Genomic DNA, 25,440 nt, shown 5'->3' with positions numbered 1-25,440 from the left:
AAGGCCGAATTTTTATGGTATCTATTTATAAATCAAAAGCTAAAGCTGTCACCACGCCGCAACATCCGGAGCTGATGATTGAACGTTGGGATCAGGAAGCACAGAGCATTGCTTACCATCAGGGAAAAATTTGTTTTGTTGAAGGTGCTTTGCCGGGCGAGCGGGTAAAGGTCACCTTAACTGAACAAAAAGCGCAGTATTTAAAAGGCCGCGTCAGCAAAGTTTTGCAAAGCTCGCCGCTGCGGATCGCCCCACAATGTCGCTATTTTGGCAGTTGTGGTGGTTGTCAGTTGCACTATGTGAGTGCAGCGGATAGTCGGATGTTAAAGCAACAAGCACTGGATCAGCAGTTACAGCATCAGTTGAAATTAACGGAATTGCCATGGCAGCCGGTGCTGGCGGGGCAAGATGCCGGTTATCGGCGCAAAGCCAGGATCGGCGTTTGGTTTGAGAAAAAAACCAATAGTTTCACCGTCGGTTTTCGAAAAGCCGGTGGCAAAGAAATTACCGAAGTAACGGACTGCATGGTGCTGAGCCCAGTGATTGCGCCGGTGCTAGGCGTGTTGCAAAAAGTCTTACCGCAACTGAAACAAGGCTCGGCAATTACCCATGTTGAAGTGTTGGATGCAGACGGCAAAGCCTTTGTGGTGGTGCGGCATATCCGGCCGCTGCCGCAGTCAGACCAACAACAATTAGTACAAGCCTGGCCAGCAGCGTGCTGGATTGGCGAGGCTGAACCAGACCAATTCATTTTTTGGTCGGAGGCTGCGACGCCGTTTTATCAGCTGGCGGACGGCTTGCAATTGAACTTCGCGCCCACCGATTTTATCCAAGTGAATGCAGCGGTTAATCAGGCGATGGTCGCACAGGCGCTTGCCTGGCTGGCACCAGCAAAAACTGATCAAATTCTTGATTTATATTGTGGAATAGGTAATTTCAGTTTGGCATTAGCCAAGCAAGCTGGCATGGTGGTAGGCTTGGAAGGTGTGGCTGCAATGGTGACAACTGCCAGTCAGAACGCCAGTTTTAATGGTCTGAGTAATACCCACTTTGCCCAGGTCGATTTGCATTTACCTTGGCCTAAAGCGGACTGGAATCAGCCGAAGTACCAAAAAGTATTGCTGGACCCGGCACGCGCTGGTGCGCTGGGCGCAATTGATGAAGTGGCACGGTTAAAACCGGCACAGGTATTGTATGTGTCCTGTAACCCGACAACCTTTGCCCGTGATGCTAAAGTGTTATTGGCCAAGGGTTACCGGCTCGATAAGTTAGGCATGATGGATATGTTCCCTTACACCAGTCATCTGGAATTGATGGCGTTATTTTCGCATACGAGGCAGTAAGTTATGGTCACGGTTCGGCATTCTCACAGTACTGAATACAACCCGGGCGAAACCACAGCCTGGCTCAGTTCGCTTGGTTTGCCGGAGAAAAAAATCAATTGTTTGCTCGAAGCCGAACAATGGCTGCAGCAACATGCGCTGACCGAACAAACCTGCCCGCAAGTGCGCACCGGCTGGGAAATGGTGGAAATTCTGGCCGATTTGCGGATGGACAAAGACGCCTTAACCGCTGCTTTGTTATTTCCGCTGGTCGAAGCCGATGTGTTGTCCTGCGACACCCTGACCAGCCAGTTTGAGCCTCCAGTGTTAGTGATGCTGGCCGCGGTCAAACAAATGGAAGCCATTCGCACCATTCCGGTGGGACCAAGCCAAACCCCGAACGCCCAGCAAGCCGATAATCTACGGAAAATGCTGCTGACCATGGTTGAAGATGTGCGGGCAGTGGTGATTAAGCTGGCAGCACAAATTTGTTATCTGCGGGATGTCAAAAACGCCGACGAAGAAACCAGAGTGTTGGCAGCAAAGCAAACCAACGCCATTTTCGGTCCGCTGGCCAACCGGCTTGGTATCGGCCAGTTGAAATGGGAGTTGGAAGACTTAGCTTTCCGGTACTTGCACCCACAAACCTACAAACAAATCGCGACTTTGCTTGAAGATAAACGGCTTGGTCGCGAGCACTATATGCAGGAATTTGTCGATAGTGTCCAAAGTCGGATGAAAGACGAAAACCTGAAAGTTGAAGTCTACGGTCGGCCAAAGCATATTTTCAGCATCTGGAAAAAGATGCAGAAAAAGCATTTAGCTTTTGACCAGCTATACGATATTCGCGCCGTGCGCATCGTCACTGAAAAAGTGCAGGACTGCTATGCAGTGCTTGGCATCGTGCATACCTCCTGGCAGCATTTGCCGAAAGAATTCGACGACTATATCGCAACGCCGAAGCAAAACGGTTACCAGTCCATTCATACCGTAGTGCTCGGCCCGCAAGGCCGGCCGATTGAGATTCAGATCCGCACCCGGCAGATGCACGATGATGCAGAGCTTGGGGTCGCGGCGCATTGGCGCTACAAAGAAGGTGGTCCGGCTGGCCGTGAAGGGGCGCTGGATGAAAAAATTGGTTGGCTGCGCAAAATTCTGGCCTGGCAGGAAGAAGTGGTCGATTCTTCGTTGGCGGAAGAGCTGCGCAATCAGGTCACTGAAGACCGGGTTTATGTGTTTACCCCCAAAGGCGACATTGTCGATTTACCGCTCGGCTCGACGCCACTCGATTTTGCTTATTACGTGCATTCCAATGTTGGCCATCGTTGTATTGGCGCGAAAATCTCCGGCCGCATCGTACCTTTTACCTATCAGCTGAAAACCGGCGATCAGGTCGAAATTCTAACCGGCCGTGAGCCCAATCCTAGTCGCGATTGGTTAAACCCGAATCAGGGGTATTTAAAATCCAGTCGCGCCCGCTCTAAGGTGCAATATTGGTTCCGGCTGCAGGATCGCGATAAAAACTACGCGGCTGGTAAAGAGTTATTGGATACCGAATTGCACCGGCTGAATTTGGTGTTGGATCAACCGGTGAAAGTCATTCATCGCTTTAACGTCAATTCGATGGAAGAATTGCTGGTTGGTATTGGTGGCGGCGAGATTAAAGTCACGCAAGTCGTCCATTACATCCAAAGCCAATACGCCAAAGCCGAACCGCCGGAAATTGATCCAAGGCTGATTACCAAACCAATGGCGCCAGCCCCGGCGAAAAGCCATGTGGTGGTGCAGGGCGTCGGTAATTTGATGACGCATATGGCGGGTTGTTGTCAGCCATTACCTGGTGATGCCATCGTTGGCTATATCACCCAGGGCCGGGGTATTGCGGTACACCGCGATGATTGTGACCAGTTTAAAAACCTGCAGGAGCAACATCCGGAACGGGTGGTCGAAGCGACCTGGGGCGATCAATATGCCTCAGGCTACGAAGTGACAATTCGCATCGTGGCGCATGACCGCAATGGTCTACTGCGCGATATTACCAGCATCCTGGCCAACGAAAAAGCCAATGTGCTTAGGATGAGCAGTAATTCCGATGTCGCGCGCCAGACCGCCATTATTAATATGACGCTGGAACTGTATAACCTGGATTCACTGAATAAATTGCTGACTAAAGTCAGTCTGATTGATGATGTGATTGAGGCTAAGCGTTCGCATTAATCGACATCTTGCTATCGAAATATTATAAAAACAGGGGCAGCGATTGCCCCTTGTTATTGACTCAGTTTTGGAACTTGTTCATGTCAAACAATATCAACGACTTGCTGGCCATTATGGCGACCTTACGCCACCCACAGCAAGGCTGCGCCTGGGACAAAGCCCAGACTTTTCAGACCATAGTGCCTTACACCATTGAAGAAGCTTATGAAGTGGCGGACGCCATTGAACGGGGCGATTTTGACGATTTAAAAGACGAGCTCGGCGATTTACTGTTTCAGGTGGTGTTTTACAGCCAGATGGCCTTTGAGCAAGGCCGCTTTGAATTTAACGATTGTGTAGCAGCCATTTGCGACAAACTTACCCGCCGTCATCCGCATATTTTTGGCTCTGAAACCGCTGGTGGCGGTACTGATGCAACCAGCGCTTTGCAAAACTGGGAAGCGCTAAAGAGTAGCGAGCGCAAAAAATCCGGCTTAGACAGTGTGTTAGATAACGTGCCTGCCAGTTTACCGGCGCTCAGCCGCGCTTATAAATTGCAAAAACGCTGCGCCACGGTTGGTTTTGACTGGCCATCCGTTGACGGTTGTTGGGACAAAGTCAAAGAAGAAATCTTAGAAGTCGAGCAAACGGCACCAGGCTCGGCCGAGCTTGCCGATGAGCTGGGTGATTTGATGTTTGCGCTGGTCAATGTGGTGCGCAAACATGGCCTGGAGCCGGAAGGTATTTTGCGCCAGGCCAACGCCAAATTTGAACGAAGGTTTCGAAGTGTTGAGCAGCAGCTTGCAGAGACCAGCACGCCAGTCGGAGTTGCCAGTCTGGAACAAATGGAAGCCGCCTGGCAGCTGGCCAAACGGATGGCGACGTAAAACCAGCGCCACCACTCAGCTTTCGATTGAGCCTTGGCGGTGGCTTTGCTATACTTTCCGCCCGTCCTGATATCAAATCTGAAATTCCCACCTAGCGCAGTGTTCATTCACCGCTAAGCTATTGAATTTCAGGTAGTCGATATCCAAAAACTCAACGTGCCTCAGGGGTCTCATGACTACAAGATACATCTTCGTGACGGGTGGGGTTGTCTCATCTTTAGGTAAAGGTATTGCTGCAGCTTCATTAGCCGCAATTTTAGAAGCACGTGGCCTGAAGGTAACAATCCTGAAACTGGATCCGTATATCAACGTTGATCCGGGAACCATGAGCCCAATTCAGCACGGTGAAGTTTATGTCACCGAAGACGGTGCTGAAACCGACCTCGATTTAGGCCATTACGAGCGGTTTATCCGCACCAAAATGACCAAACTGAATAACTTCACCCAAGGTAAAATTTACTCTGAAGTCTTACGCCGCGAACGCCGAGGTGATTATTTAGGCGCCACCATTCAGGTCATTCCGCATATTACCAATGAAATCAAAGCGCGCGTCATTAGCGGCGCTGAAGGTTATGACATTGCCATCGTCGAAATCGGCGGCACTGTTGGTGATATCGAGTCCTTGCCATTTTTAGAAGCAATTCGCCAGCTCGGCACTGAAATTGGCCGCGAACGCGCACTGTTTATGCATTTAACCTTGGTGCCGTATTTAGGCACTGCAGGCGAAATCAAAACCAAACCGACCCAGCATTCAGTGAAAGAGCTGCGCTCGATTGGTATTCAGCCGGATATTCTGATTTGCCGTTCTGATCGCACTATTCCAACCAACGAAAAAGCCAAAATTGCTTTATTCACCAACGTGGAAGAGCGGGCGGTGATTTCGCTGAAAGACGTTTCCAGCATTTATCAAATTCCGGCCTTGTTAAAATCACAAAGCCTGGACGATTTAGTGGTCCGTCGTTTCCATTTGGATTGCCCACAAGCCGATTTGGCCGAATGGGAACAGGTGTTGTATCAGGAAAGCAATCCAACCGGCGAAGTCACCATCGGTATGGTCGGTAAGTACGTTGAATTAAAAGACGCATACAAGTCAGTCAACGAAGCACTGAACCATGCCGGTCTGAAAAACCGTTTAACCGTCACCATCAAATACATCGACTCACAAGATGTTGAAACCAAAGGCCCCGGCATTCTGGCAGGCCTGGACGGTATTCTGGTACCTGGTGGTTTTGGTGAGCGTGGCATCGAAGGCAAAATCATTGCCGCCAAATACGCCCGTGAAAGCAAAATTCCATACCTTGGCATCTGCTTAGGTATGCAAGTCGCACTCATTGAGTTTGCCCGCAATGTGGCAGGTATGAAAGATGCGCATTCAACTGAGTTTAATAAGAACACGCCTTACCCGGTGGTTGGTTTGATCACCGAATGGCTGGACAGTGCAGGTCAAGTCGAATTACGTTCCGACGATTCCGACTTAGGCGGTACCATGCGTCTGGGTAGCCAAAACTGTAACCTTAAGGCCAATACCAAAGCCCGCGAAATTTATGGTGCAGACGTCATTAGTGAACGTCACCGCCATCGGTATGAAGTGAACAATCACCTTATTCCGCAACTTGAAGAGGCTGGCCTGATAATTTCTGGTTTATCTGCGGATAATCAGCTCGTGGAAATGATTGAACTACCGAACCATCCCTGGTTTGTGGCCGGGCAATTCCATCCGGAATTTAACTCGACGCCACGCGACGGTCATCCGTTGTTCCAGGGGTTTGTCGCAGCAGCATATAAATATCAGAAGCAACAAACGACCAAATAATTGAAGAAGCCGTGCTATATACCCAAAATCATTGAAGATTCGGGTAGGCGGCAACTGAACGAAGCCCCAGGAGCTTAGCTGTTCTAAGTGACTGGGGTTCGTGAAGGCGGCCAACAACCCCGCATCTTCAAGGATGAAGGGTATAAGGTGCGGCTTTTTGCTTTGGTCTACAGGGGAATACAATGTCTGAAATTATCAATATCGTCGCCCGTGAAATTCTTGATTCACGTGGTAATCCAACGGTTGAAGCCGATGTGTTTTTAGCAAGTGGCGTGATGGGCCGGGGTTGCGCACCCTCAGGCGCGTCAACCGGCACCCGTGAAGCGTTAGAACTGCGTGATGGCGACAAAAGCCGTTATTTAGGCAAAGGCGTTCGTACTGCAGTTGCCAATATTGATGGTCCGATTAAAGCGGCTTTAGTTGGTAAATCTGCGTATGAGCAAGCCAACATCGACCAGATCATGATTGATCTGGACGGCACTGAATCTAAATCAAATTTAGGCGCCAACGCTATTCTGGCGGTATCGTTAGCAGTAGCACGTGCTGCAGCTGCTGATAAAAAAATCCCATTGTATCAGCATATTGCTGATTTAAATGGCACCCCAGGTGTGTATTCAATGCCAGTGCCGATGATGAACATCATCAACGGTGGTGAGCATGCTGACAACAACGTCGATATCCAGGAATTTATGGTGCAGCCAGTTGGCGCGAAGACGTTTGCTGAAGCACTGCGGATGGGCGCTGAGATTTTCCACCAGCTGAAAAAAGAACTGCATGCGCAGGGCTTAAATACAGCGGTGGGTGATGAAGGTGGTTTTGCGCCGGATTTAAAATCAAACGAAGAAGCGTTAACAGTGATTTCTAAAGCAGTTACTGCCGCCGGTTACGAGCTGAATAAAGACATCACCTTAGCTTTAGACTGCGCTGCATCAGAGTTTTACCACGACGGTAAATACAAACTGACTGGCGAAGGCAAAGAATTCACTTCCTATGAATTCAACGACTTCCTGGCAGGATTGGCTGACAAATTCCCAATCATTTCAATTGAAGATGGTCTGGATGAATCAGATTGGGACGGCTGGAAAGATTTAACCAACAAAATCGGTACTAAAGTGCAGCTGGTGGGTGACGACCTGTTTGTGACCAACACCAAAATCCTGACCCGTGGTATTGAGCAGGGCATTGGTAACTCGATTCTGATCAAGTTCAACCAGATTGGTTCGCTGACTGAGACTTTAGCCGCCATCAAAATGGCGAAAGACGCTGGTTTTACAGCTGTCATTTCTCACCGTTCAGGTGAAACTGAAGACTCGTTTATCGCCGATTTAGCGGTAGGTACTGCTGCTGGTCAAATTAAAACCGGTTCTTTATGCCGTTCAGATCGCGTGTCAAAGTACAACCAGTTACTGCGGATTGAGCAAGAGCTGGGTGCCAAAGCACCGTACCGTGGCCGGGTAGAAATTAAAGGCCAATAAGCCTTTTAGCTGATTTGTGTATCGTAAGGGCCCGGTTGATCATGCATTTTGTATGTGAATGATTGGTCTGGCCTTTTTTTGAAGCTTGTCTTGCCGTTCGTTGAGCAAGGATCAGCTTTGACAGTGCTCGGAAAACAGCTAACATCGGCGCATGAGTATGCAAAACGAACTCTGGTTGAGTCCGGAGCATCAACAGACTTACACTGAGCTGTGCAACACCTTGTACGAGCGCGAGTTATTACGTCTGTCGCAGACGCCGTCTGAGCAGCTACCGCTGTTGACCAAACGGCTGGCCAGCTTGCCGTTTTATGTGCGTGAAGCCGCTTCGTTAATTCTGAAACACCCATCACCACTGACCCTCGACAGCCAGAATGCCTGTTGGCTGCATAGCCAGAGCAAGGTCTGTCCGGTGCCGCATGTCGATGAATCCGAAAGTATTTTCAGCTATTACCACAAGTACGCCAAACTCGGTTTGTTAGTGCCGGTGTACATCAAAGACCCACAGCAAAACCAGCTTGAACAAATCCGCCTCGATTCGATTGATGAAATTGACCATGACGGCCAGCGTATTCATTGTAATGAACATGGCTGGTTTGCAATGGCGGGTTGGCCGCAAGAGCCGGACAATCAGCAAAAGCTGTTGTTAAAACCAGGCAAAGCGGTGTTGGTGGCGGTTTGTTGTGGCCATCAGTGGCGCAATCAGGAACGGAAATTACCGCGTTTGTTAAGTCTGCGTGAGATGTTGCTGGCAAGTCGCTTGAACTGGCAAAACTTTGCCAAACCCCATCCGGCGAAAAAAGATCTGCGATAAGCGAGAGACCAGCCTGCTTAGCGCAATATTTCTGCCTGTCACCAGCTAAATTGCGCCTTTGAGGGCTTTTCAGCAGCAGCCTGACCCTTCATAATAAAGCTCATTCCAACCGTTCTGGTGCTGTATGCGCATTTTAGTACTGATCCTGCTGATTATCTGTGGTGCTTTGCAATACCGGCTGTGGCTCGGTCAGCACAGTGTCAAAGAATATCTGCAGCATAAAGAAGAGCTGAAAACGCATCAGGCCAGCAATCTCGAACTGGAAAAACGCAATAAGATGCTGCAGGCCGATGTCGCCGATTTACAACAAGGCCTCGATTCGATTGAAGAGCGTGCCCGCAACGAGCTGGGCTTAATCAAACAAGACGAAGTATTTTTCCGCTTAATTACCGCGCAAGGTAAAAAATGAAGGTTGCGGTGGTGATCCCTGCCGCTGGCATCGGGCAACGGATGCAAGCCGACCGGCCCAAGCAATATTTGCAACTCGCTGGTAAAACCATTCTTGAACATACGGTTGGCCGGTTATTACAACTGCCGCAACTTGGCCAGATCTGGCTGGCGTTATCTGCTGAAGATCCTTATTTTGAAGCCACTTCTTTAGCGCAACAACCAAAAGTAACCCGGGTGCTTGGTGGTGCTGAACGCGCCAACTCAGTCCTCAATGCCTTACATGCGATTGATGCGGAACAATTTCCATGGGTGTTGGTGCATGACGCCGCCCGTCCGCTGGTACACATTGCCGATATTGAAAACTTATTACAGCAGTGCTTTTCAACACAAGCCGGCGGAATTCTGGCGACCTTAGTTCGTGACACCATGAAACGTGGTGATGGCGCATCGCCACTTTCCAAAGTTGACCATACGGTTTCGCGCCAGCAGTTATGGCACGCCTTAACCCCACAACTTTTCCCGACAGCCCTGTTACGTGACTGTTTAAGCCAGGCGTTAGCCGCAGGCATTGCCATCACCGACGAAGCATCAGCACTGGAATGGGCCGGACATCCGGTGCTGTTAGTGCCTGGGCGCGCCGACAATATTAAAATTACCCAGCCAGAAGATTTAGCCCTGGCTCGTTTTTATCTGGAGCAACAATGACCCCTTTTCGGATTGGCCACGGTTTTGATGTGCACGCGTTTGGCGGCGATGGCCCTATCACCTTAGGCGGTGTCAAAATAGCGTATGACCAAGGTTTATTGGCGCACTCCGATGGTGACGTGGTGTTACATGCGGTGTCTGATGCGCTGTTAGGCGCGGTGGCACTTGGCGATATTGGCCATCATTTCCCGGATACCGATGCTGCTTTTAAAGGCATCGACAGCCGGATTTTATTGCGTAAAGTATTTGCCGATGTAAAAACGCTGGGTTATCAACTGGGGAATCTGGATGTGACCATTATGGCGCAGGCACCAAAAATGGCGCCGCATATCAACGCGATGCGTGAAGTGCTGGCGGCGGATTTACAGACGGAACTGTCGCAAGTGAATGTCAAAGCCACCACCACCGAAAAACTCGGTTTTGTGGGGCGTAAAGAAGGGATTGCGGTAGAAGCTGTGGTGTTATTGGTGAAAACTGCATGACCGGTCACTCAGAAATTTTGCCAGCGCAACCGCTTGAAATAACAAGTGATCTGCCAGCCGAAGCAACCGATGCCCCACAAGCCCGTCGCGCTGAAGCGCCGCAGTTTCCGCCTTTGGCGTATTTGTATGGTGAGCCACAAGCGACCGCTAATCTGCGTACTCAAGCCGATGATTTTATCGTCGATGAAGAGCTGAGCTTCACCCCAACTGGCCATGGCGAACATTTGTTATTACTGGTCGAAAAAATCGGTCAGAACACGCAATACGTGGCGAAGCAAATTGCCGCTGCCGCCGGTTTAAAAGCGCGGTTGGTCAGTTATGCTGGCCTCAAAGATCGCCATGCAGTGACCCGGCAATGGTTTTGCTTGCCGGTACCAATTAAACAAGAGCTGCATTATCAGGACTGGAACATCGAAGGGGTGCGGATTCTGCAAACCGTGCGTCATCAACGCCGGTTAAAATTAGGCTCGATTAAACAAAACCATTTTCAGCTCAAACTACGTAACGTCAGTGACCAAGCAGAATTAGAAGCAAAACTGCAACAAATTCAGCAAGGTGTACCGAATTATTATGGTGAACAACGCTTTGGCCATTTTGGTGGCAACCTGCAGTTGGCGGCGCGGTTATTTGCCGGTGAAAGTATTCCGGATCGGCAACTGCGGGGTTTAGCATTATCAGCCAGCCGCTCGATGCTGTTTAATCAGCAGGTGTCGGCGCGGGTGCGTGAGCAGCTGTTTTTAACCTTATTACCGGGTGCCGTGGTGCAGCTTGATGGTTCGGGTTCGGTATTTAGTGTGCCGGAACTCACCGACGAAATTTCCCAGCGCTTACAGGAACAGGATTTGCATCCAACGGCTATTTTACCCGGCATTGGCAAAGTGCTGGAAACCGGCGCTGCGCTGGACTGGCAATTACAGCAGTTGGCGCCTTATCAACATTGGGTGCAGGCGCTCTGTGATCTCAACGTCAATACCGAACGGCGTTCCTGCCGACTGGTGCCAAAAGCGCTGAGTTATCAGTGGCAAGATGATACACTCGCGCTGCAATTTGCGTTACCGACCGGTTGTTTTGCGACATCGGTGTTACGTGAACTGGTTAAATATCAGGATCTTGGCCGCGAACAAGTTATGTTGGAGTGTTAAATGCGGATTTTATTAAGTAATGATGATGGGGTCTATGCCAAAGGAATTATGGTGTTGCACCAGGCTTTAACGTCGATTGCCGAGGTGACGACTGTCGGCCCGGATCGTAATTGTAGTGGCGCCAGTAACTCATTAACTTTATTAAACCCGCTGCGCACCCAACGTCTCGACAATGGTTTTATTGCGGTGAACGGCACGCCGACTGACTGCGTGCATCTGGCGATCAGCCAGTTGTGTACCGAAGCGCCGGATTTAGTGGTCGCTGGCATCAATCACGGTGCCAATATGGGTGACGATGTGCTGTATTCAGGTACCGTCGCCGCCGCCACTGAAGGCCGTCATCTCGGCTTACCAGCCATTGCAGTATCTCTGGCCGGTCATACCGACGAGCATTTTGAAACCGCCGCTTATGTCACCTTGCAGGTGATTAAAAAACTCAAATCCCACCCGTTACCGGCCGACCAAATTCTGAATATTAATGTACCAGCGATTCCTATCGACGAGCTTAAAGGCATTCAGGTCACAAGGCTGGGTCGGCGGCATAAAGCAGAAACCATGACCAGCACCACCGATCCCTGGGGTCGTTCGATTTATTGGTATGGCTCGCTTGGGCCAGAACTCGATGGCGGTGAAGGCACTGACTTTTATGCGGTTGCGAATGGGTATGCTTCGATTACGCCATTACAAATTGATATGACCGCTTATCGTAGCATTGAACCGCTACGTGACTGGCTCGCTGGAATCGAGCTCTGATGATGGCGGTGGCAACTCCTCGCAGCGCCGCGCTGCTGGCACAAAAACTTCAGCAGGACGGTATTCGCAACGCCAAAGTGCTGGATGCGATTGCGCAGATCCCAAGGCATTTGTTTGTGGAACTGGTACTGGCGCATAAAGCTTATGAAAACACCGCGTTACCCATAGGTCAGGGGCAAACGATTTCCCAGCCTTATATCGTGGCGCGGATGACTGAGTTATTGCTGGAACCGCTGGATATCGAAGGCTGGAAACCACAAAAGGTGCTGGAAATTGGCACCGGCTCTGGTTATCAAACCGCTATTCTGGCGCGGTTGTTCAGCCAAATCTGCACCGTGGAACGGATTAAAACCCTGCAGTTTCAGGCGAAGCGTCGTCTGCAACAGCTTGATTTACATAATGTCTCGATGAAGCATGGTGATGGTTGGCTCGGTTGGGCCACCAAAGCACCTTTTGATTGCATTATTGTCACCGCCGCACCGACGCAAGTGCCCGAAGCCTTATTACAGCAGCTTGCTGATGGCGGAAGACTGGTGATCCCGGTTGGTAGCCAGGAACAGGTGCTTCGGGTTTATACCCGCAATGGCGAAGAATTTTCGCAAAAAGATGTTGAAGCTGTCCGGTTTGTGCCTTTAGTTCCCGGCGAGCTTGCCTGATTTTTTACACGAGTTTGAGGTTCATATTTTGAGGTTAGTATTTTGAGGTTCATAGTTTGAAGATTTTTCAATGGATGTATGACAAGGCGTTGACCTGGGCTAAACATCGTCACGCAGAGCGGTATTTAGCAGGTTTAAGTTTTACTGAATCGGTTATTTTCCCGATCCCACCGGATGTGATGCTGGCGCCGATGGCGTTGGCGCATCCGGAAAAAGCCTGGCGTTACGCCACGTTAACGACGGTTGCTTCCGTGCTGGGAGGCATGTTTGGTTATCTGCTGGGCTGGTGGTTGTATGATCCAGTGGTGCTGCCATTTATCCAATATATGGGCTATCAGGAAACGTTTGCGCTGGTCGAGCGTTGGTTCATTGAATATGGCGTCTGGGTGGTGTTTGTTGCAGGCTTTTCACCCATTCCCTATAAATTGTTTACCGTCGGTGCCGGTTTGATGCATATGGCGTTTTTACCCTTTGTTATCGCATCTTTGATTGGCCGTGCCAGCCGCTTTTTTCTGGTGGCGGGTTTAATGTACTGGGGCGGTGCCAAAATGCAGCAAAAACTGCGTGATATCGTCGACTGGTTAGGTTGGGGCACGGTTGCACTGGGCGGGGTGTTGTATTACGTCTATGGCTAATCGGGTGTTGCAAAAAAACGGTCTGATCGCTGGCCTGGTCTGCAGTCTACTGTTGCAGGCTTGTTCCAGCAGTCAGGGGCCGGCGCCGGTCAGTTATGCCCAAAGCCGGCAAGTGGCGAAAGGGAGTCTGCAGGCGGACACCTATCAGGTGAAAAAAGGCGATACCTTATTTTCGATCGCCTTTCGCGCCGGGATGGATTATCGCAATCTGGCGCGCCTCAATCGTATTCCTGAGCCTTACACCATTTATGTTGGTCAGGTATTGGTGACTGGCAAAGACAACGGTTACAAAACAGCAGTACGAGGCCCGGTTTTAACCGACCGTTCAGCAAATAAGAATTATTCAAATCCAGTTAAATCAAAGACTCCATTAAATTCCTCTAAAGTAGTTGCGCAGCAAAATCAAAAGCGCTATGGTCAGAATCAACAGGTCACAGAATCTGAAAAAATCGACAAGAGTACCAACAATGGGAACGTATCGCAATGGTTGTGGCCGGTAAAAGGCCCGATTTTAGCGAAATTTTCGCACCAGGAGCATGGTAACAAAGGCCTGGACATTGGTGGTGCTGTTGGGACACCGATCAAAGCTGCGGCAGCAGGCCAGGTAGTTTACGCCGGCAATGCCCTTCGCGGTTATGGCAATCTGGTGATTATCAAGCACAACGATGATTTCCTCAGCGCCTATGCTCACAACCATCGATTATTGGTCAAAGAGCGTGATTCGGTGTCAGCTGGTCAACTCATTGCAGAAATGGGCAACACTGATGCAGATCGCGTTCAGCTGCACTTTGAAATTCGTTTTCGTGGCCAATCCGTTGATCCGCTCAAATACCTAAAATAAAACACAAGCTCATAACGAAAAGAAAGGATTTCTGGCAGTTAGGTGTAACTACCCTGGTAGGTTGGGAGATGGATATGGGACACAAAGAAGAAGATGAAGTTGTTGATTTTAAAGAAGCTGATTTAACGGAAGATGTTGTATCGCTGGACGATGAAGGCGCCGAGCCGGATTTGGAAGCGCTGGCCGTTGATGAAGAAGCCACCACAGAAGACGTTTTTACCCGCGACGATAGCGCGCGTGCGATGGACGCCACACAGATTTACCTCGGTGAGATTGGTTTTTCACCTTTGCTCTCCGCTGAAGAAGAAGTCTATTTTTCCCGCTTATCACTCAAAGGTGATCAGGCTGCCCGCAAACGGATGATTGAAAGTAACTTAAGGTTGGTGGTGAAAATCGCCCGCCGTTACATCAATCGTGGTCTCGCCTTGCTGGATTTAATTGAAGAAGGCAACCTGGGTCTGATCCGAGCCGTGGAAAAATTTGACCCGGAACGTGGGTTTCGCTTTTCAACTTATGCCACCTGGTGGATCCGCCAGACCATTGAACGCGCCATTATGAATCAGACCCGGACTATCCGGCTGCCGATCCACGTGGTGAAAGAGCTCAATATTTATCTGCGGGCGGCGCGTGAATTGTCGCAACGGCTGGACCACGAACCAACGCCGGAAGAAATTGCCGCTGCGCTCGACAGGCCGGTGGAAGAAGTTCGTAAGATGCTGAAGCTGAATGAGAAAATCACCTCAGTGGATACACCGGTCGCCGGTTCTTCCGAAAAGCAGCTGCTGGATATTCTAGCCGATGAAAAGGAACTTGGCCCGGAAACCGAACTGCAGGATGCGGATATTCGCCAGCATCTGGTGTTGTGGCTGGAAGAGCTCAATCCAAAACAACGGGAAGTATTGGCGCGCCGTTTTGGGCTGCTTGGCTACGAGCCGTCGACGCTGGAAGATGTCGGCCGCGAAATTGGCTTAACCCGCGAGCGGGTGCGGCAAATTCAGGTCGAAGCATTACGCCGGTTACGGGAAATCGTCACGCATCAGGGCTTGAATATCGAGACTCTTTTTCAAGAGTAAGTTTTCAGGAATAAGTTTTCAGGAATAAAACTAAAGCCTTTAAAATGCCAGTTGCCTAAAGTGACTGGCATTTTTATTTGTATACCAAAATTGTCACCGAACTAAGTCGCGAGCCGCATGCTTCAGCTTGATTTTAAGCTGCTAAACCAAATCTCAAAACAGCTTTGCTGATCGTCAGTACTGGCCAGGCGGTAGGGCAGGCCGTGACGTTGCAGCACTTCGCGGACAAACACCAGCCCAATGCCCTGACCGCCTTTTTTGGTGGTAAAAAATGGCGTAAATAATTGGCCACCTTCGACATCCCGCAATAAATCACCGGAATCAGTGACCGACAACTGCCAGCCTTGTGGTTGTGGCACCAGGCTGAGCAGTACTTTAGCAGGTCGCGTTGGCTGGAGTTGTAAGCCGGTTTCAGCCGCTTCCAGCGCATTTTTGACAATATTGAGTATCGCCTGGCTAAATAACGCCGGATCCAGCAACAACCACACCGGATCTGCCGGTAACTGCCATTGCAGCTGCACACCACGGCTTTGCGCATTATCGCGGCATAAATACATCACATCGCTGAGTAAAACCACCAAATCAGTGGGTTGCGGTTCAGCGGCCGGCATTTTAACCACCTGACTACAGCGGTCAATAAACTGCCCCAGGCTATGATTGCGTTTTTGCACCGCAGCGATGGCAACGGCAAAATCCTGTTGGTCGTCCGCCTGTAACTGCTTTTGATAATTGCAAACCGATTGCAACACGGAGCCCGTCACGGCCACTGTGTTATTCACCTCATGCGCAATCACCCGCACCAATTTATCAAAGGTCGATTTTTCTGAACTATGCAGTTCTGCGGTCAGCTCTTCAATCAGCAAAAAACGGCGGCTAAAACCACGATCGATAAACTGACTGCACTGACAGCGAAAACGCCGGCCTTCGCTGTCGCTGCATAAAGTGCTTTGCTGCGGTAATAGCTGCTGCAACTGCGGCAGCAAACTACGCACTCTTTGTTGTTCGATGGGGCTGAATTGTGGGAAAAAGGTGGCATCGCCGTCAATCCAGTCACAGAGTGGCCGGTTGAGCGGATCGGCGAGTCCCAGCAATTGCCGGGCGCTGGCGTTGAGTAAACTCAGTCGGTCGTCAAAATCAAATACCAGTACCGCCACCGGCGATGCTTCCAGCAACTGATCCAGCAGTCCTTGTTGTTCGCCAATCCTTAGCCGTTCCTGCTGCAACCTTGCCAATAAATCGTTGTAACATTGCACCAGCGACTGCAGTTGTGGGTCGCTGTTGGCATGTAGCCGGTGGTTGTAACTTTGTTCTGACAATAACTGTTGAAAACATTCGGTGTAGCGCAGCGGCTGCAAACTTTGCCTGCACAACCGCCAACACAACCAGAAACTAGCGGCCAGCAATAGTTCTAGCGCCAGCATCAACAGCGGTTGTTGTTGATACAAACTGACAGTGCCGAGTAACAACACGCCATGTAAAAACAGCAGATAACTGCGCAGCCGATATTCGGTTTTCATCAATACAGACTCTGGTTCAAGGCTCGTCCCGTTGCACACTCAACTGGTGCTTTTCCAACCGGCGGTATAAGGCGGTGCGACTGAGTCCGAGCTGTTTCGCCACCCGGCTCAGGTTACCCTGAAATTGCGCCAGCGCTTGTTCGATCAGTTGTTTTTCCACTTCATCCAAGGTGCGGCCATGCATCGTAGTGGTGGCGCCAGTTGGGGCTGGATCCGTCATCGCGCTGATAAAATCCTGTTGATCCAATTGCTGTTTGTCGCCTTCAGCACTTGCCAGCAATAAAGTCCGTTCCAGCGTTTGCTTCAGCTGGCGGATATTACCAGGCCAGGGCTGGGCGTACAGCCAATCGCTGGCGCCCTGGGTGAGTTGCACGCCGGGCAGCTGATAGTCGCGCGCCAATTGCAGCAATAATGCCTTGGCCAGCAGTGGAATATCAGAACGCCGTTCGCGCAGGGGCGGTAGCCGGATACAAATCAGGTTCAGCCGGTACAATAAATCTTCGCGAAACAGGCCACTGCTTACCAACTGACTTAAATCTTGATTGGTGGCGCTGACCAGCCGAAAATCCGCCTGCTCGCTCTGGCTGGCGCCGACCGGCTGGTAACGCTGCTCCTGCAGCACCCGCAGTAATTTCACCTGATCGGTTTTTTGCAGTTCGCCAATCTCATCCAAAAATAAAGTGCCCTGGCTGGCGCTCGCGATATGACCCGCCCGATTGACCTTGGCGTCGGTAAAAGCGCCACGGACATGGCCGAACATTTCACTTTCAAATAACGATGAGGTCACAGCGCCCATATTTACTTTGACCAGCGGCTGTAGCTGGCGGGGGCTATTGCGATGTATCGCGTCGGCGACTAACTCTTTACCGGTACCACTTTCGCCATAAATCAGCACCGGCGCTTTGGTGCGGGCGACCCTGGCGATAGTCGCGAGTTGTCGGACAAATTCCGGATGTTCACCAATCAGTGCGCTAAAGTCATATTGGCTATCGAGCTGCGCCCGGCCGGTGAGGGGCGCGCTCACCGGCGTGGCTAATTCCAGTGTGGTTTGAATCAGCTCCAGCAGCTGCTGATTGTCCCATGGCTTGGTAAAAAAGTCGGCGGCTCCCAGTTTCATCCCGCGCACGGCCAGCGCAATCGAGCCCCAGGCGGTCATCAGCAACACCGGGAGCATCGGCCAGTGCTGTCTGATTTGTTCGAGCAGCGCCAAGCCTTCTTCGCCGCTGGTTTGCAGCGAAAAATTCATATCCTGCACCACCAGTTGCACCGGATGTTGCGTCAGCAGCGCCAGCGCAGTCGCGGCGTCATCAGCCAGCAAGGTGCTGTAGCCAGCTTGTTTTAACAACAGCGCCAACGAGATTTGCACCGCTGGATCATCTTCCACAATTAGCACCAAAGGGCGCGCCACTGGCTGCATCAGTCTGGTTTCCCGGATAAAGTTATTGCTGGCTGCCGTAGCCAGCAGTCAGTATTAATCATGCTGAGCGATTCGTATCAGGTTATTCATAATGCAGCGCCTCAGTCGGCGTTAAACGGCTGGCACGCCAGGCCGGATATAATGCACATAACACTGATAACACACAAATAATCAAAATGGCACCGAGGCTCGCCACCCCAAATAACGGCCAGTCCAGATGCTCGCCCAGCACCCCGGTGAGTGGCAATTGCACCAGCAATAACAGCGCAATGCTGACCGCCAGTAAATTCAACATTAACTGCTCGGCGATGATCTGCCAGTAAATGTTACCTGCTGTGGCGCCAATCGCCCGTCGTAGACCCAGTTCCGGAATGCGCTGACTGGTGTGCTGCCACAACACGCCAAATAACCCAAACGCCACCATTGACAGCAAAAAGGCGCTCAGCACCGCCAAAATCAACAGCGGGATCATCTGGGTACGCAGCATGGATTGGCGTTTTTGGGTCAGCGGTTCAATGTTATAACTCCAGTCGCTGCGCACTTGTTTTAGCTGTTGCAGCAGTTGCTGCTCTATCGCCCGATCGGTGCCAGCGGCCAGTTGCAGCAGCAGAATCCACGGCACACTTTGTTCCGGCAGCCTGCTAATGATGGTAGGCGCCACCGCCATCAGTTCGCCCTGAGTCCGTAATGCTTTTACCAGGCCGATAATCTGATAACTGCTGCTACTACTGGTCGCGTCATCGCGCAGCAATTGGCCAATCGGATCAATGCCCGGAAACAGGGTGTCGGCTAGACGTTGATCAATGACCACTGGTTGGTGGGCTGCGCCATTGTCAGTTTGGTTAAAGCTACGACCGGCAATCAGTGGCAGTTCGGCGGCGGCGAAAAAGTCATCGCTGACCGAAATCTGGTCAACTTCCAGACTTTGCCCGGTGTCAGCGCGCTGCAGCAAGGTGTTTTGCCGTGACAAGTCATACAACGGCATATCGGTGAAACTGACTTGTTGCAGCGCTGGAATTTGTTTTAAAGCACGTTGATACTGTGACATCAGCGACTCGGTATTGATGACGGTCGTAGCTGCTGTGGCGGTTGGCGTCAGTTCCTCTTGAACCTGTCCTTCAATCGACACCAGCCAGCGCGCCTGATGGTTGAGGCCTGTCGGCAACTGAAACAGCTGATAATAACGGCCTGCCGAAGCGCAGAGCGCAAATACCACCAAAAAGGCCAGTAAAATTTCCAGACTCAGCAGCAGATGGCGGGACTTACGTTGCCACACCAGTTTAAACATATGATGGATCATCGACGAGCTCCTTTTAAGGCGTGAACCGGGTCCAGTTTAGCGATGCGCCAGGCTGGGATAATGCCGCTGAGTAATCCGAAAACCATGCTGATCACCATGCCAAGCATAAATACCATCAGGTTAATCTCCACCTGTAAATAGGGGATCACGCCGGACTGTTCAATCAATTCAAGCGTGCCGGCGGCCATAACTAAACCGAGCAAACCTCCGATGCTACACAACAACAAATTTTCGATCAGAAATTGCCAGATCAGCTGTTGGCGGCTGGCGCCAAAGGCCTTACGCACGCCAATTTCCGTGCTACGTTCCAGCATCCGGCCGGTATTCAGATTGACCAGATTCAGTGCAGGCAACAGCATAAATAACAGCATCAGTAAGCTTATCAGCAGCAATAAACTGGCAGCACCTGAGTCCGGCTGTTTCTGATTCTGCAGCAACATCCGGGCAAAAAATTCCAGTTTGCTATCCGCCCAGATGTTAACTTCCTGCCACTTCACCGGATCATCAAACTGAAAGCCGTCAATCGCGGTGGCGAGCTCCTGGCGCAGCGCCGGAAAATCGGCGGCGGAGCGGGCGAGGATCAAGGCCGAAAAATTGCCCCACAGCTGATGCTGATAATCGCTCGACGGATAAGTACTGACGGGTGCCCACATATCGGCAAACGAATTCAGCTGCAGCACATCGGCGACCACGCCAATCACGGTAAATTGTTGCCCGCCAACATTCAGCAGCTGGCCAACAGCGCTTTGTTCGCCAAAAAGCTGTGTTGCCGTGCTTTGATTCAGCACCAGCACAAAACGGCCGGCCGCCACATCTTCAGCGTTCGGTACCCGGCCCGCGAGCACTTCAAAATCCAGAATTTGCCAATAGGCTGCATCAGCCCGGCGCAGCAACAAATCGGTGATCCGGCCTTGCTGATACACCGCGGTACTTTCCGGCATACTGACCGCAGCCACCAGTTCGGCCGATGGCAAAGGTTTGATGTAATCGGTAATCACCTTATAACCCAGCGGGCCATGGCGGAAATTACCCTTTTCCTCGTTCAGTGACACCATGGTGACGATTTGCAACATCCGTGGACTTTTGCCTTCGACGCCGGTGGGCGAAAATGTGTTTTCCAGCAACGCAGTCACCACCAGTAGCACCAATAAAGTCAGGCTGATACAGAGCAAATTGATGACTGTAAATAACTTACGTTGCAGGGCAATGCGCCAGGCAATTAACAGATAATTTTTTAGCATCATAGTTCCCGTTATTGCACCAGTTGACCATCAAATACCCGCACGATGCGGTTGGAATGTTTTGCTTCCTGTTCATTGTGCGTCACCATCACGATGGTGGTGCCTGCCTGATTCAGCGCCAGCAATTGTGACATCACTTCCGCGCCCATCTGACTGTCCAGATTACCGGTCGGTTCATCGGCCAACAGAATTTGCGGCTCGCCAACCATCGCTCTGGCAATGGCGACTCTTTGTTGTTGACCGCCGGATAATTGGTTCGGGAAATGCTCCATCCGCGCCGTTAAACCGACTTTTTCCAGCGCCGCTTTGGCTTTGGCGCGACGTTCGGCGGCTGGCATCTTGCGGTACAACAGGGGGAGTTCCACATTGTCGATCACCCGCAGCTCGTTGATTAAATGAAAGCTTTGAAAAATAAAACCAAAGGTCTGGTTGCGCAGTTTCGCCACCTGACTATCGCTGTATTTACCCAGCAGCTGGCCGTTAATTTCAATCTGACCTGATGCCGGCCGGTCGAGTAAACCGATGATATTGAGCAAGGTACTTTTACCGCAGCCGCTTGGTCCCATAATGGATACGAATTCGCCAGCCCGGACTTGCAGGTTGATATTATCCAGCGCCCGCGTTTGTACTTTGTCGGTCTGGTAGTTTTTACTGATCGCACTGAGTTTAATCATTGTTAGTTCCCCTGTTAAAAGTGTTAGTGGCATGACAATGCTGGTCATGCTCGCGTTAGTCTGAAACCCGGATCTGCGTTAAATGCTGATAACTGTCGAGTTCGGAAATAATCAGTTCCATGCCGGCGGTCGCACCGCTCAGCACTTCAATTTGCCCGGAGTCGGCCAGGCCAAACTCCAGCATGGTTTTTTCGGCGACACCGTCTTTGAGCAGATATACCTGCTGTGCGCCGCTGCCTTTGATCGCAGTCCCCCGTTCGACAATCAACGTCTGTTGTTTTTGTTCGGTGATAATATTGGCTTCAATCCGCAGTTTATTGCGAAGCGCAGGGTGATTGGGTTGTTGCAGACTGACATACAGCCGCACCGTGCCATTGTTGATTTCCGGCAAAATGGTTTGCACTTCACCGGTTAAAGTTTCCTGATTGTAGGTTAGCCGCACTGGTTGACCCGGCTGCAGATAACGACTGTAAAAGTCCGACACCGACACTTCCACCCGGTAGTTATCCAGCTGTGCCAATTTGGCAACCAATTCGCCAGCCTGTATTGCGGTACCTTCGTCGGTCGGCAACCAGGTGAGCATGCCGGCAAACGGCGCTTTGACCTGGGTCCGGTCCAGCACTCTTTGCTGTTGCGCCAGTTGTTTTTGGTAAATTGACTGTTGTAACCGGGCATTTTCCAGCGTGGCTTCGGTGGCTTTTTGGGTATCGATAATGGCTTCTTGCTGCTGTTTTAATTGTACTTCGGCCCGTTTCACCACGAGCTCGGCACTTTGTAAATCATCCTGCGAAGTAATGCCAAGGGCGCCAAGTTTCTGAAAACGTGATAACCGTACTGTGGAACTGGCTAAATCCAGTTGTAGTAATTCGATGTCACTGCGTAATTTTTTCAGTTGTTGCTGCATCCCTACGGTCAGACTCAGCATCAGGCTGTCTTGCTGGGCAATTTGCTCGCGCAGATTTTCAATCGCCAGCTGCACATCATGATCATCCAGTTCCAGCAGCAGCTGATCTTTTTGCACCGTTTGCCCAGGTTTGACATGAATTTTACTGACGCGGGTGCTGATGGGGCTGGCGACCTGGGCTTCGTGCACCGGGATCACCAGACCAGCGCCATTGATGGTATTGGCAATATCACCCTGGCCAATGGTGGCGATACGCAGTTCACTACGGTGCAGTTCCGGAGTCAGCAGCCGGTGTAATAGCCAGCCAGCCAGACTCAGACTCAACACCACCAAAGCACTGGTTATAAACACGCGTCGGCGTTGGCGCTGCAGCTGCTGCGGTTGAAGTGGTTGGTCCATGATACAACTTCCTAAAGGACATTAAGTTGTAGGGTAATGGCAAGAAGCGCACCAGTTTTATTTATTGATTTTTATTCAATTAAATCATCAACATATTTATTTTTGGTTGTGCTGAAAATCGAGCTGACTGTGCGTAGTCGAACGCAAGGTGTCCGAAAGCGGACACTTGAAAGCGGGCAATAGCAAGCTGGCCATCAACAACTGAAAAATCCCCGCTGGCACATCCTTTGCTCCATGTCCCTATAGCCATGCATTTTGCACCAAAACAGCTTTCGCCTGAATGTGCGTAGCTGGCATAAAAAGATCAGGAGATTGATGCCGATGACAGCACCGATACACACCAGCAGTTTTAGTGGTTATCCCTTTACCGACGGCTGTTATGACGAGCTGGTCGCGGCGACCGGTCAGCCGAGATTACCGGCGGCGGCAATTGCCCGCTTTATTGATAAACATGGCCGAGCCGAGTTACTGGCACGTCAAGTGCTGTTAAATCAGACGATTAGCGCGATGGGCGTTTGTTTTACTTTGTATAGCGAAGGCCAGAATATCGACCGTGGCTGGCCGCTGGATGTGATGCCACGCACCATTCCGCTATCCGAATGGCGCAAAACCAGCGCCGGTTTAACCCAGCGGTTGCAGGCGTTGAACCTGTTTATCGACGATTTATACCACGAGCAAAAAGTGCTGAAAGACGGCATTGTGCCGGCTGATTTAGTGCTCGATTCGCGTAATTTTCTTGCACCATGTCGGGGCGTGTCGCCTCCTTTTGGCGTCTGGGCGCATATCTGTGGTACTGATTTAGTCCGCGACGAGAGCGGACGTTTTCTGGTGCTGGAAGATAATTTGCGGGTGCCGTCGGGTGTGTCATATATGCTGGAAAACCGCACCGTGATGAAACGGGTGTTTCCGGAATTGTTCGCCGATTCGACCATTGTGCCGGTCGACGATTACCCGCATCAGCTGTGGAAAATGCTGGCCTCACTCTCGCCAAGACCGGGTGATGTGCCTTGCATGGTGTTGTTAACACCCGGTATTTATAACTCAGCTTATTTTGAACATAGTTTTCTGGCGCAGCAAATGGGCATTGAGCTGGCGGAAAATACCGATTTAACCGTCGAAGATGACGGCGTGTATTTACGCACTTTGCATGGTCGGAAAAAAGTCGATGTGATTTACCGCCGCGTTGATGACATTTTCCTCGACCCAACCGTTTTCCGGCCAGATTCAGTGCTTGGCGTGCCGGGTTTGTTTAACGCTTGGGCCAAAGGGCAGGTGGCGATTGCCAATGCGCCTGGCTCAGGTGTGGCTGACGATAAAGTGATTTACGCTTATGTGCCTAAAATTATTGAATATTATTTAGGTGAAAAACCACTGATCGACAATGTACCAACGTTTTTATGCTCGGATGAAAAAGAGCGCGGTTATGTACTGGCGAACTTAGATCAGTTGGTGGTGAAACCGGCCAACGAATCCGGTGGTTATGGCATTTTGATTGGGCCACGCTCCACCCAGGTCGAAAGGGACGATATGGCCGCCGCCATTATCGCCAACCCACGTAATTTTATCGCCCAGCCAACCTTGGCGCTATCGACAGCTCCGACCTTATGTGACGGCGAACTGGAGCCTCGGCATTTGGATCTACGGCCTTTTATTTTGCAAGGCCAGGATTTGTATTGCAGCACCGGCGGCTTAAGCCGGGTCGCGCTGCGTAAAGGCTCCTTGGTGGTGAATTCGTCGCAGGGCGGTGGCAGTAAAGATACCTGGATCATCAATGATGAGGTGTAACTTATGTTATTAAAATCGGTAGAACATATTTTCTGGTTGGGTCGGTATTTAGAGCGGCTTGATGACACCGCCCGGCTGATTAACGCTACCAGCCACTTGCTGATCGACAGCCACCAGGACACCCAATTTGGCTGGCCGATTTTACTTGAAGTATTGGGGCAGGACAGTAAAGCCATCTTGGGAACAGCTGCGGCAGCGGTGGAAGGCGAGCAGGGTAAACTCAGTGTCGCTGATACTGAAAAAGCGGTGATGGCGTATTTAATTAACGCTGCCGACAGCCCGGTGTCGATTTTGTATACCAGTAGTGCGCTGAAATACAATGCGCGCACCATCCGGCCGCTGATCCCCCGTGATATGTGGGAAGAGCTCAATGCACTTGACTTATTTTTACAGCAAAACTGCAGTATGGCGGTCAGCCGGCAGCAGCGTTATCAGCTGATGAGTGAAGTCAGCCGGCGTTGTCAGATGGTGGTTGGTGTATTAGACGGCACCATGCTACGTAGTGAAGCCTTTGATTTATTTAATATTGGCCGGCATGTTGAACGCGCTGATATGACAACCCGCATTATGGATGTGATGGTGTTGCAGCAGTTGCAACCCACCCAAATTAAAAGACCGAAATTTCGCTGGACCTCGATTTTGAATGCGCTGGGCGGGGTGGAGTCGTATCAACATTATGTGGCGCATCAGGCGGCCGATGTGGATGCCATTGATTATCTGCTGACTTATGCCGACTTTCCGCGATCCATTGCTTATTGTCTGAACAGAGCCGGTGCATCGGCGCGTGGTTTGCCGCATAGTGTCAGTATTTTACAACAGGTGTATCAGTTGCAGTCGTTATTACAGCATCAGGCATTGTCGGAATTATCGACCGAGCAGCTGCATAGTCTGATTGATCATATTCAGGCCGGTATTATCAGTTTGCATCAGGCGATTTTGGCGCCATGTCAGGCATCATGTCAGGCGCCACTGGCGGCGCAAACGCAGCAAAAGTCGGCCTGATGCTGCCGGACAAGCAGCGA

The 25,440-nt window shown here is 50.8% G+C and carries 23 protein-coding genes; 17 read left to right on the top strand and 6 right to left on the bottom strand.

Annotated features, from left to right (window positions below; genetic code table 11):
• Window positions 1-14 precede the first annotated feature (14 nt).
• The 15 genes from rlmD to rpoS all read left to right on the top strand — a co-directional run bounded on the left by rlmD (window position 15) and on the right by rpoS (window position 15,181).
• Entirely contained in the window at window positions 15-1,343 is a 1,329-nt protein-coding gene (gene rlmD / locus EOE67_RS00165) for a 23S rRNA (uracil(1939)-C(5))-methyltransferase RlmD (protein WP_127697049.1), read from the top strand.
• A gap of 3 nt (window positions 1,344-1,346) precedes the next feature.
• Entirely contained in the window at window positions 1,347-3,539 is a 2,193-nt protein-coding gene (gene relA / locus EOE67_RS00160) for a GTP diphosphokinase (RefSeq protein ID WP_127697048.1), read from the top strand.
• A gap of 80 nt (window positions 3,540-3,619) precedes the next feature.
• Window positions 3,620-4,405 (top strand): nucleoside triphosphate pyrophosphohydrolase, encoded by a 786-nt coding sequence (gene mazG, locus EOE67_RS00155; RefSeq protein ID WP_127697047.1) that lies wholly within the window; start codon window positions 3,620-3,622, stop codon window positions 4,403-4,405.
• A 172-nt stretch (window positions 4,406-4,577) separates the two neighbouring features.
• On the top strand, window positions 4,578-6,218 hold the full coding sequence (locus EOE67_RS00150; protein WP_127697046.1) for a CTP synthase: 1,641 nt from the start codon (window positions 4,578-4,580) through the stop codon (window positions 6,216-6,218).
• A gap of 182 nt (window positions 6,219-6,400) precedes the next feature.
• Window positions 6,401-7,693 (top strand): phosphopyruvate hydratase, encoded by a 1,293-nt coding sequence (gene eno / locus EOE67_RS00145; protein WP_127697045.1) that lies wholly within the window; start codon window positions 6,401-6,403, stop codon window positions 7,691-7,693.
• Between the two features lie 157 nt (window positions 7,694-7,850).
• Window positions 7,851-8,504, top strand: coding sequence for a hypothetical protein (locus EOE67_RS00140; RefSeq protein WP_240652651.1), 654 nt, complete (start codon window positions 7,851-7,853; stop codon window positions 8,502-8,504).
• Window positions 8,505-8,628: 124 nt separating this feature from the next.
• Entirely contained in the window at window positions 8,629-8,913 is a 285-nt protein-coding gene (ftsB, locus tag EOE67_RS00135; RefSeq protein ID WP_068066952.1) for a cell division protein FtsB, read from the top strand.
• The gene (gene ispD / locus EOE67_RS00130; RefSeq protein WP_127697043.1) at window positions 8,910-9,599 is read left to right on the top strand and encodes a 2-C-methyl-D-erythritol 4-phosphate cytidylyltransferase; all 690 of its coding nucleotides are present in this window, start codon (window positions 8,910-8,912) and stop codon (window positions 9,597-9,599) included. Before ftsB ends, ispD begins: the two co-directional genes overlap by 4 nt.
• Window positions 9,596-10,081 carry a 2-C-methyl-D-erythritol 2,4-cyclodiphosphate synthase gene (gene ispF / locus EOE67_RS00125; protein ID WP_127697042.1) on the top strand — a complete coding sequence of 162 codons (486 nt, stop codon included), beginning with the start codon at window positions 9,596-9,598 and terminating at the stop codon, window positions 10,079-10,081. The genes ispD and ispF overlap by 4 nt, the downstream gene beginning before the upstream one ends.
• The gene (gene truD / locus EOE67_RS00120; protein ID WP_127697041.1) at window positions 10,078-11,223 is read left to right on the top strand and encodes a tRNA pseudouridine(13) synthase TruD; all 1,146 of its coding nucleotides are present in this window, start codon (window positions 10,078-10,080) and stop codon (window positions 11,221-11,223) included. Before ispF ends, truD begins: the two co-directional genes overlap by 4 nt.
• The gene (gene surE, locus EOE67_RS00115) at window positions 11,224-11,976 is read left to right on the top strand and encodes a 5'/3'-nucleotidase SurE (RefSeq protein ID WP_127697040.1); all 753 of its coding nucleotides are present in this window, start codon (window positions 11,224-11,226) and stop codon (window positions 11,974-11,976) included.
• Between the two features lie 2 nt (window positions 11,977-11,978).
• Window positions 11,979-12,632 carry a protein-L-isoaspartate(D-aspartate) O-methyltransferase gene (locus EOE67_RS00110; RefSeq protein ID WP_127697440.1) on the top strand — a complete coding sequence of 218 codons (654 nt, stop codon included), beginning with the start codon at window positions 11,979-11,981 and terminating at the stop codon, window positions 12,630-12,632.
• A 56-nt stretch (window positions 12,633-12,688) separates the two neighbouring features.
• Window positions 12,689-13,267, top strand: coding sequence for a YqaA family protein (locus EOE67_RS00105; protein WP_127697039.1), 579 nt, complete (start codon window positions 12,689-12,691; stop codon window positions 13,265-13,267).
• Between the two features lie 4 nt (window positions 13,268-13,271).
• On the top strand, window positions 13,272-14,108 hold the full coding sequence (locus EOE67_RS00100) for a peptidoglycan DD-metalloendopeptidase family protein (RefSeq protein ID WP_240652650.1): 837 nt from the start codon (window positions 13,272-13,274) through the stop codon (window positions 14,106-14,108).
• Window positions 14,109-14,182: 74 nt separating this feature from the next.
• Complete coding sequence (gene rpoS / locus EOE67_RS00095) at window positions 14,183-15,181, top strand: RNA polymerase sigma factor RpoS (RefSeq protein ID WP_127697037.1); 999 nt, start codon at window positions 14,183-14,185, stop codon at window positions 15,179-15,181.
• Window positions 15,182-15,303: 122 nt separating this feature from the next.
• On the opposite strand, the gene EOE67_RS00090 is transcribed toward rpoS, so the two are convergent.
• The 6 genes from EOE67_RS00090 to EOE67_RS00065 form a co-directional block, all read right to left on the bottom strand.
• On the bottom strand, window positions 15,304-16,698 hold the full coding sequence (locus EOE67_RS00090; RefSeq protein ID WP_127697036.1) for a sensor histidine kinase: 1,395 nt from the start codon (window positions 16,696-16,698) through the stop codon (window positions 15,304-15,306).
• Window positions 16,699-16,714: 16 nt separating this feature from the next.
• A complete protein-coding gene (locus EOE67_RS00085) occupies window positions 16,715-18,115 on the bottom strand; it encodes a sigma-54-dependent transcriptional regulator (RefSeq protein WP_206099385.1) in 1,401 nt (466 codons plus the stop codon).
• 82 nt (window positions 18,116-18,197) lie between these two features.
• Window positions 18,198-19,415 (bottom strand): ABC transporter permease, encoded by a 1,218-nt coding sequence (locus tag EOE67_RS00080; RefSeq protein WP_127697035.1) that lies wholly within the window; start codon window positions 19,413-19,415, stop codon window positions 18,198-18,200.
• Window positions 19,412-20,656 (bottom strand): ABC transporter permease, encoded by a 1,245-nt coding sequence (locus EOE67_RS00075; protein ID WP_127697034.1) that lies wholly within the window; start codon window positions 20,654-20,656, stop codon window positions 19,412-19,414. Before EOE67_RS00075 ends, EOE67_RS00080 begins: the two co-directional genes overlap by 4 nt.
• An 11-nt stretch (window positions 20,657-20,667) precedes the next feature.
• Window positions 20,668-21,330, bottom strand: coding sequence for an ABC transporter ATP-binding protein (locus EOE67_RS00070; protein ID WP_127697033.1), 663 nt, complete (start codon window positions 21,328-21,330; stop codon window positions 20,668-20,670).
• Between the two features lie 55 nt (window positions 21,331-21,385).
• The gene (locus EOE67_RS00065; protein ID WP_127697032.1) at window positions 21,386-22,633 is read right to left on the bottom strand and encodes an efflux RND transporter periplasmic adaptor subunit; all 1,248 of its coding nucleotides are present in this window, start codon (window positions 22,631-22,633) and stop codon (window positions 21,386-21,388) included.
• A 321-nt stretch (window positions 22,634-22,954) separates the two neighbouring features.
• Between EOE67_RS00065 and EOE67_RS00060 the strand changes: the two genes are divergently transcribed.
• Window positions 22,955-24,418: a circularly permuted type 2 ATP-grasp protein gene (locus EOE67_RS00060; protein ID WP_206099384.1), complete on the top strand. Its 1,464-nt coding sequence runs from the start codon at window positions 22,955-22,957 to the stop codon at window positions 24,416-24,418.
• A gap of 3 nt (window positions 24,419-24,421) precedes the next feature.
• The gene (locus EOE67_RS00055) at window positions 24,422-25,420 is read left to right on the top strand and encodes an alpha-E domain-containing protein (RefSeq protein WP_127697031.1); all 999 of its coding nucleotides are present in this window, start codon (window positions 24,422-24,424) and stop codon (window positions 25,418-25,420) included.
• Window positions 25,421-25,440 lie beyond the last annotated feature (20 nt).

This window comes from Rheinheimera riviphila (assembly GCF_004005945.1).
GTDB classification, from domain to species: Bacteria; Pseudomonadota; Gammaproteobacteria; order Enterobacterales; family Alteromonadaceae; genus Pararheinheimera; species Pararheinheimera riviphila.
Note: the sequence above shows the minus strand (reverse complement) of the source record. Positions and strands in the feature narration are given on the sequence as shown.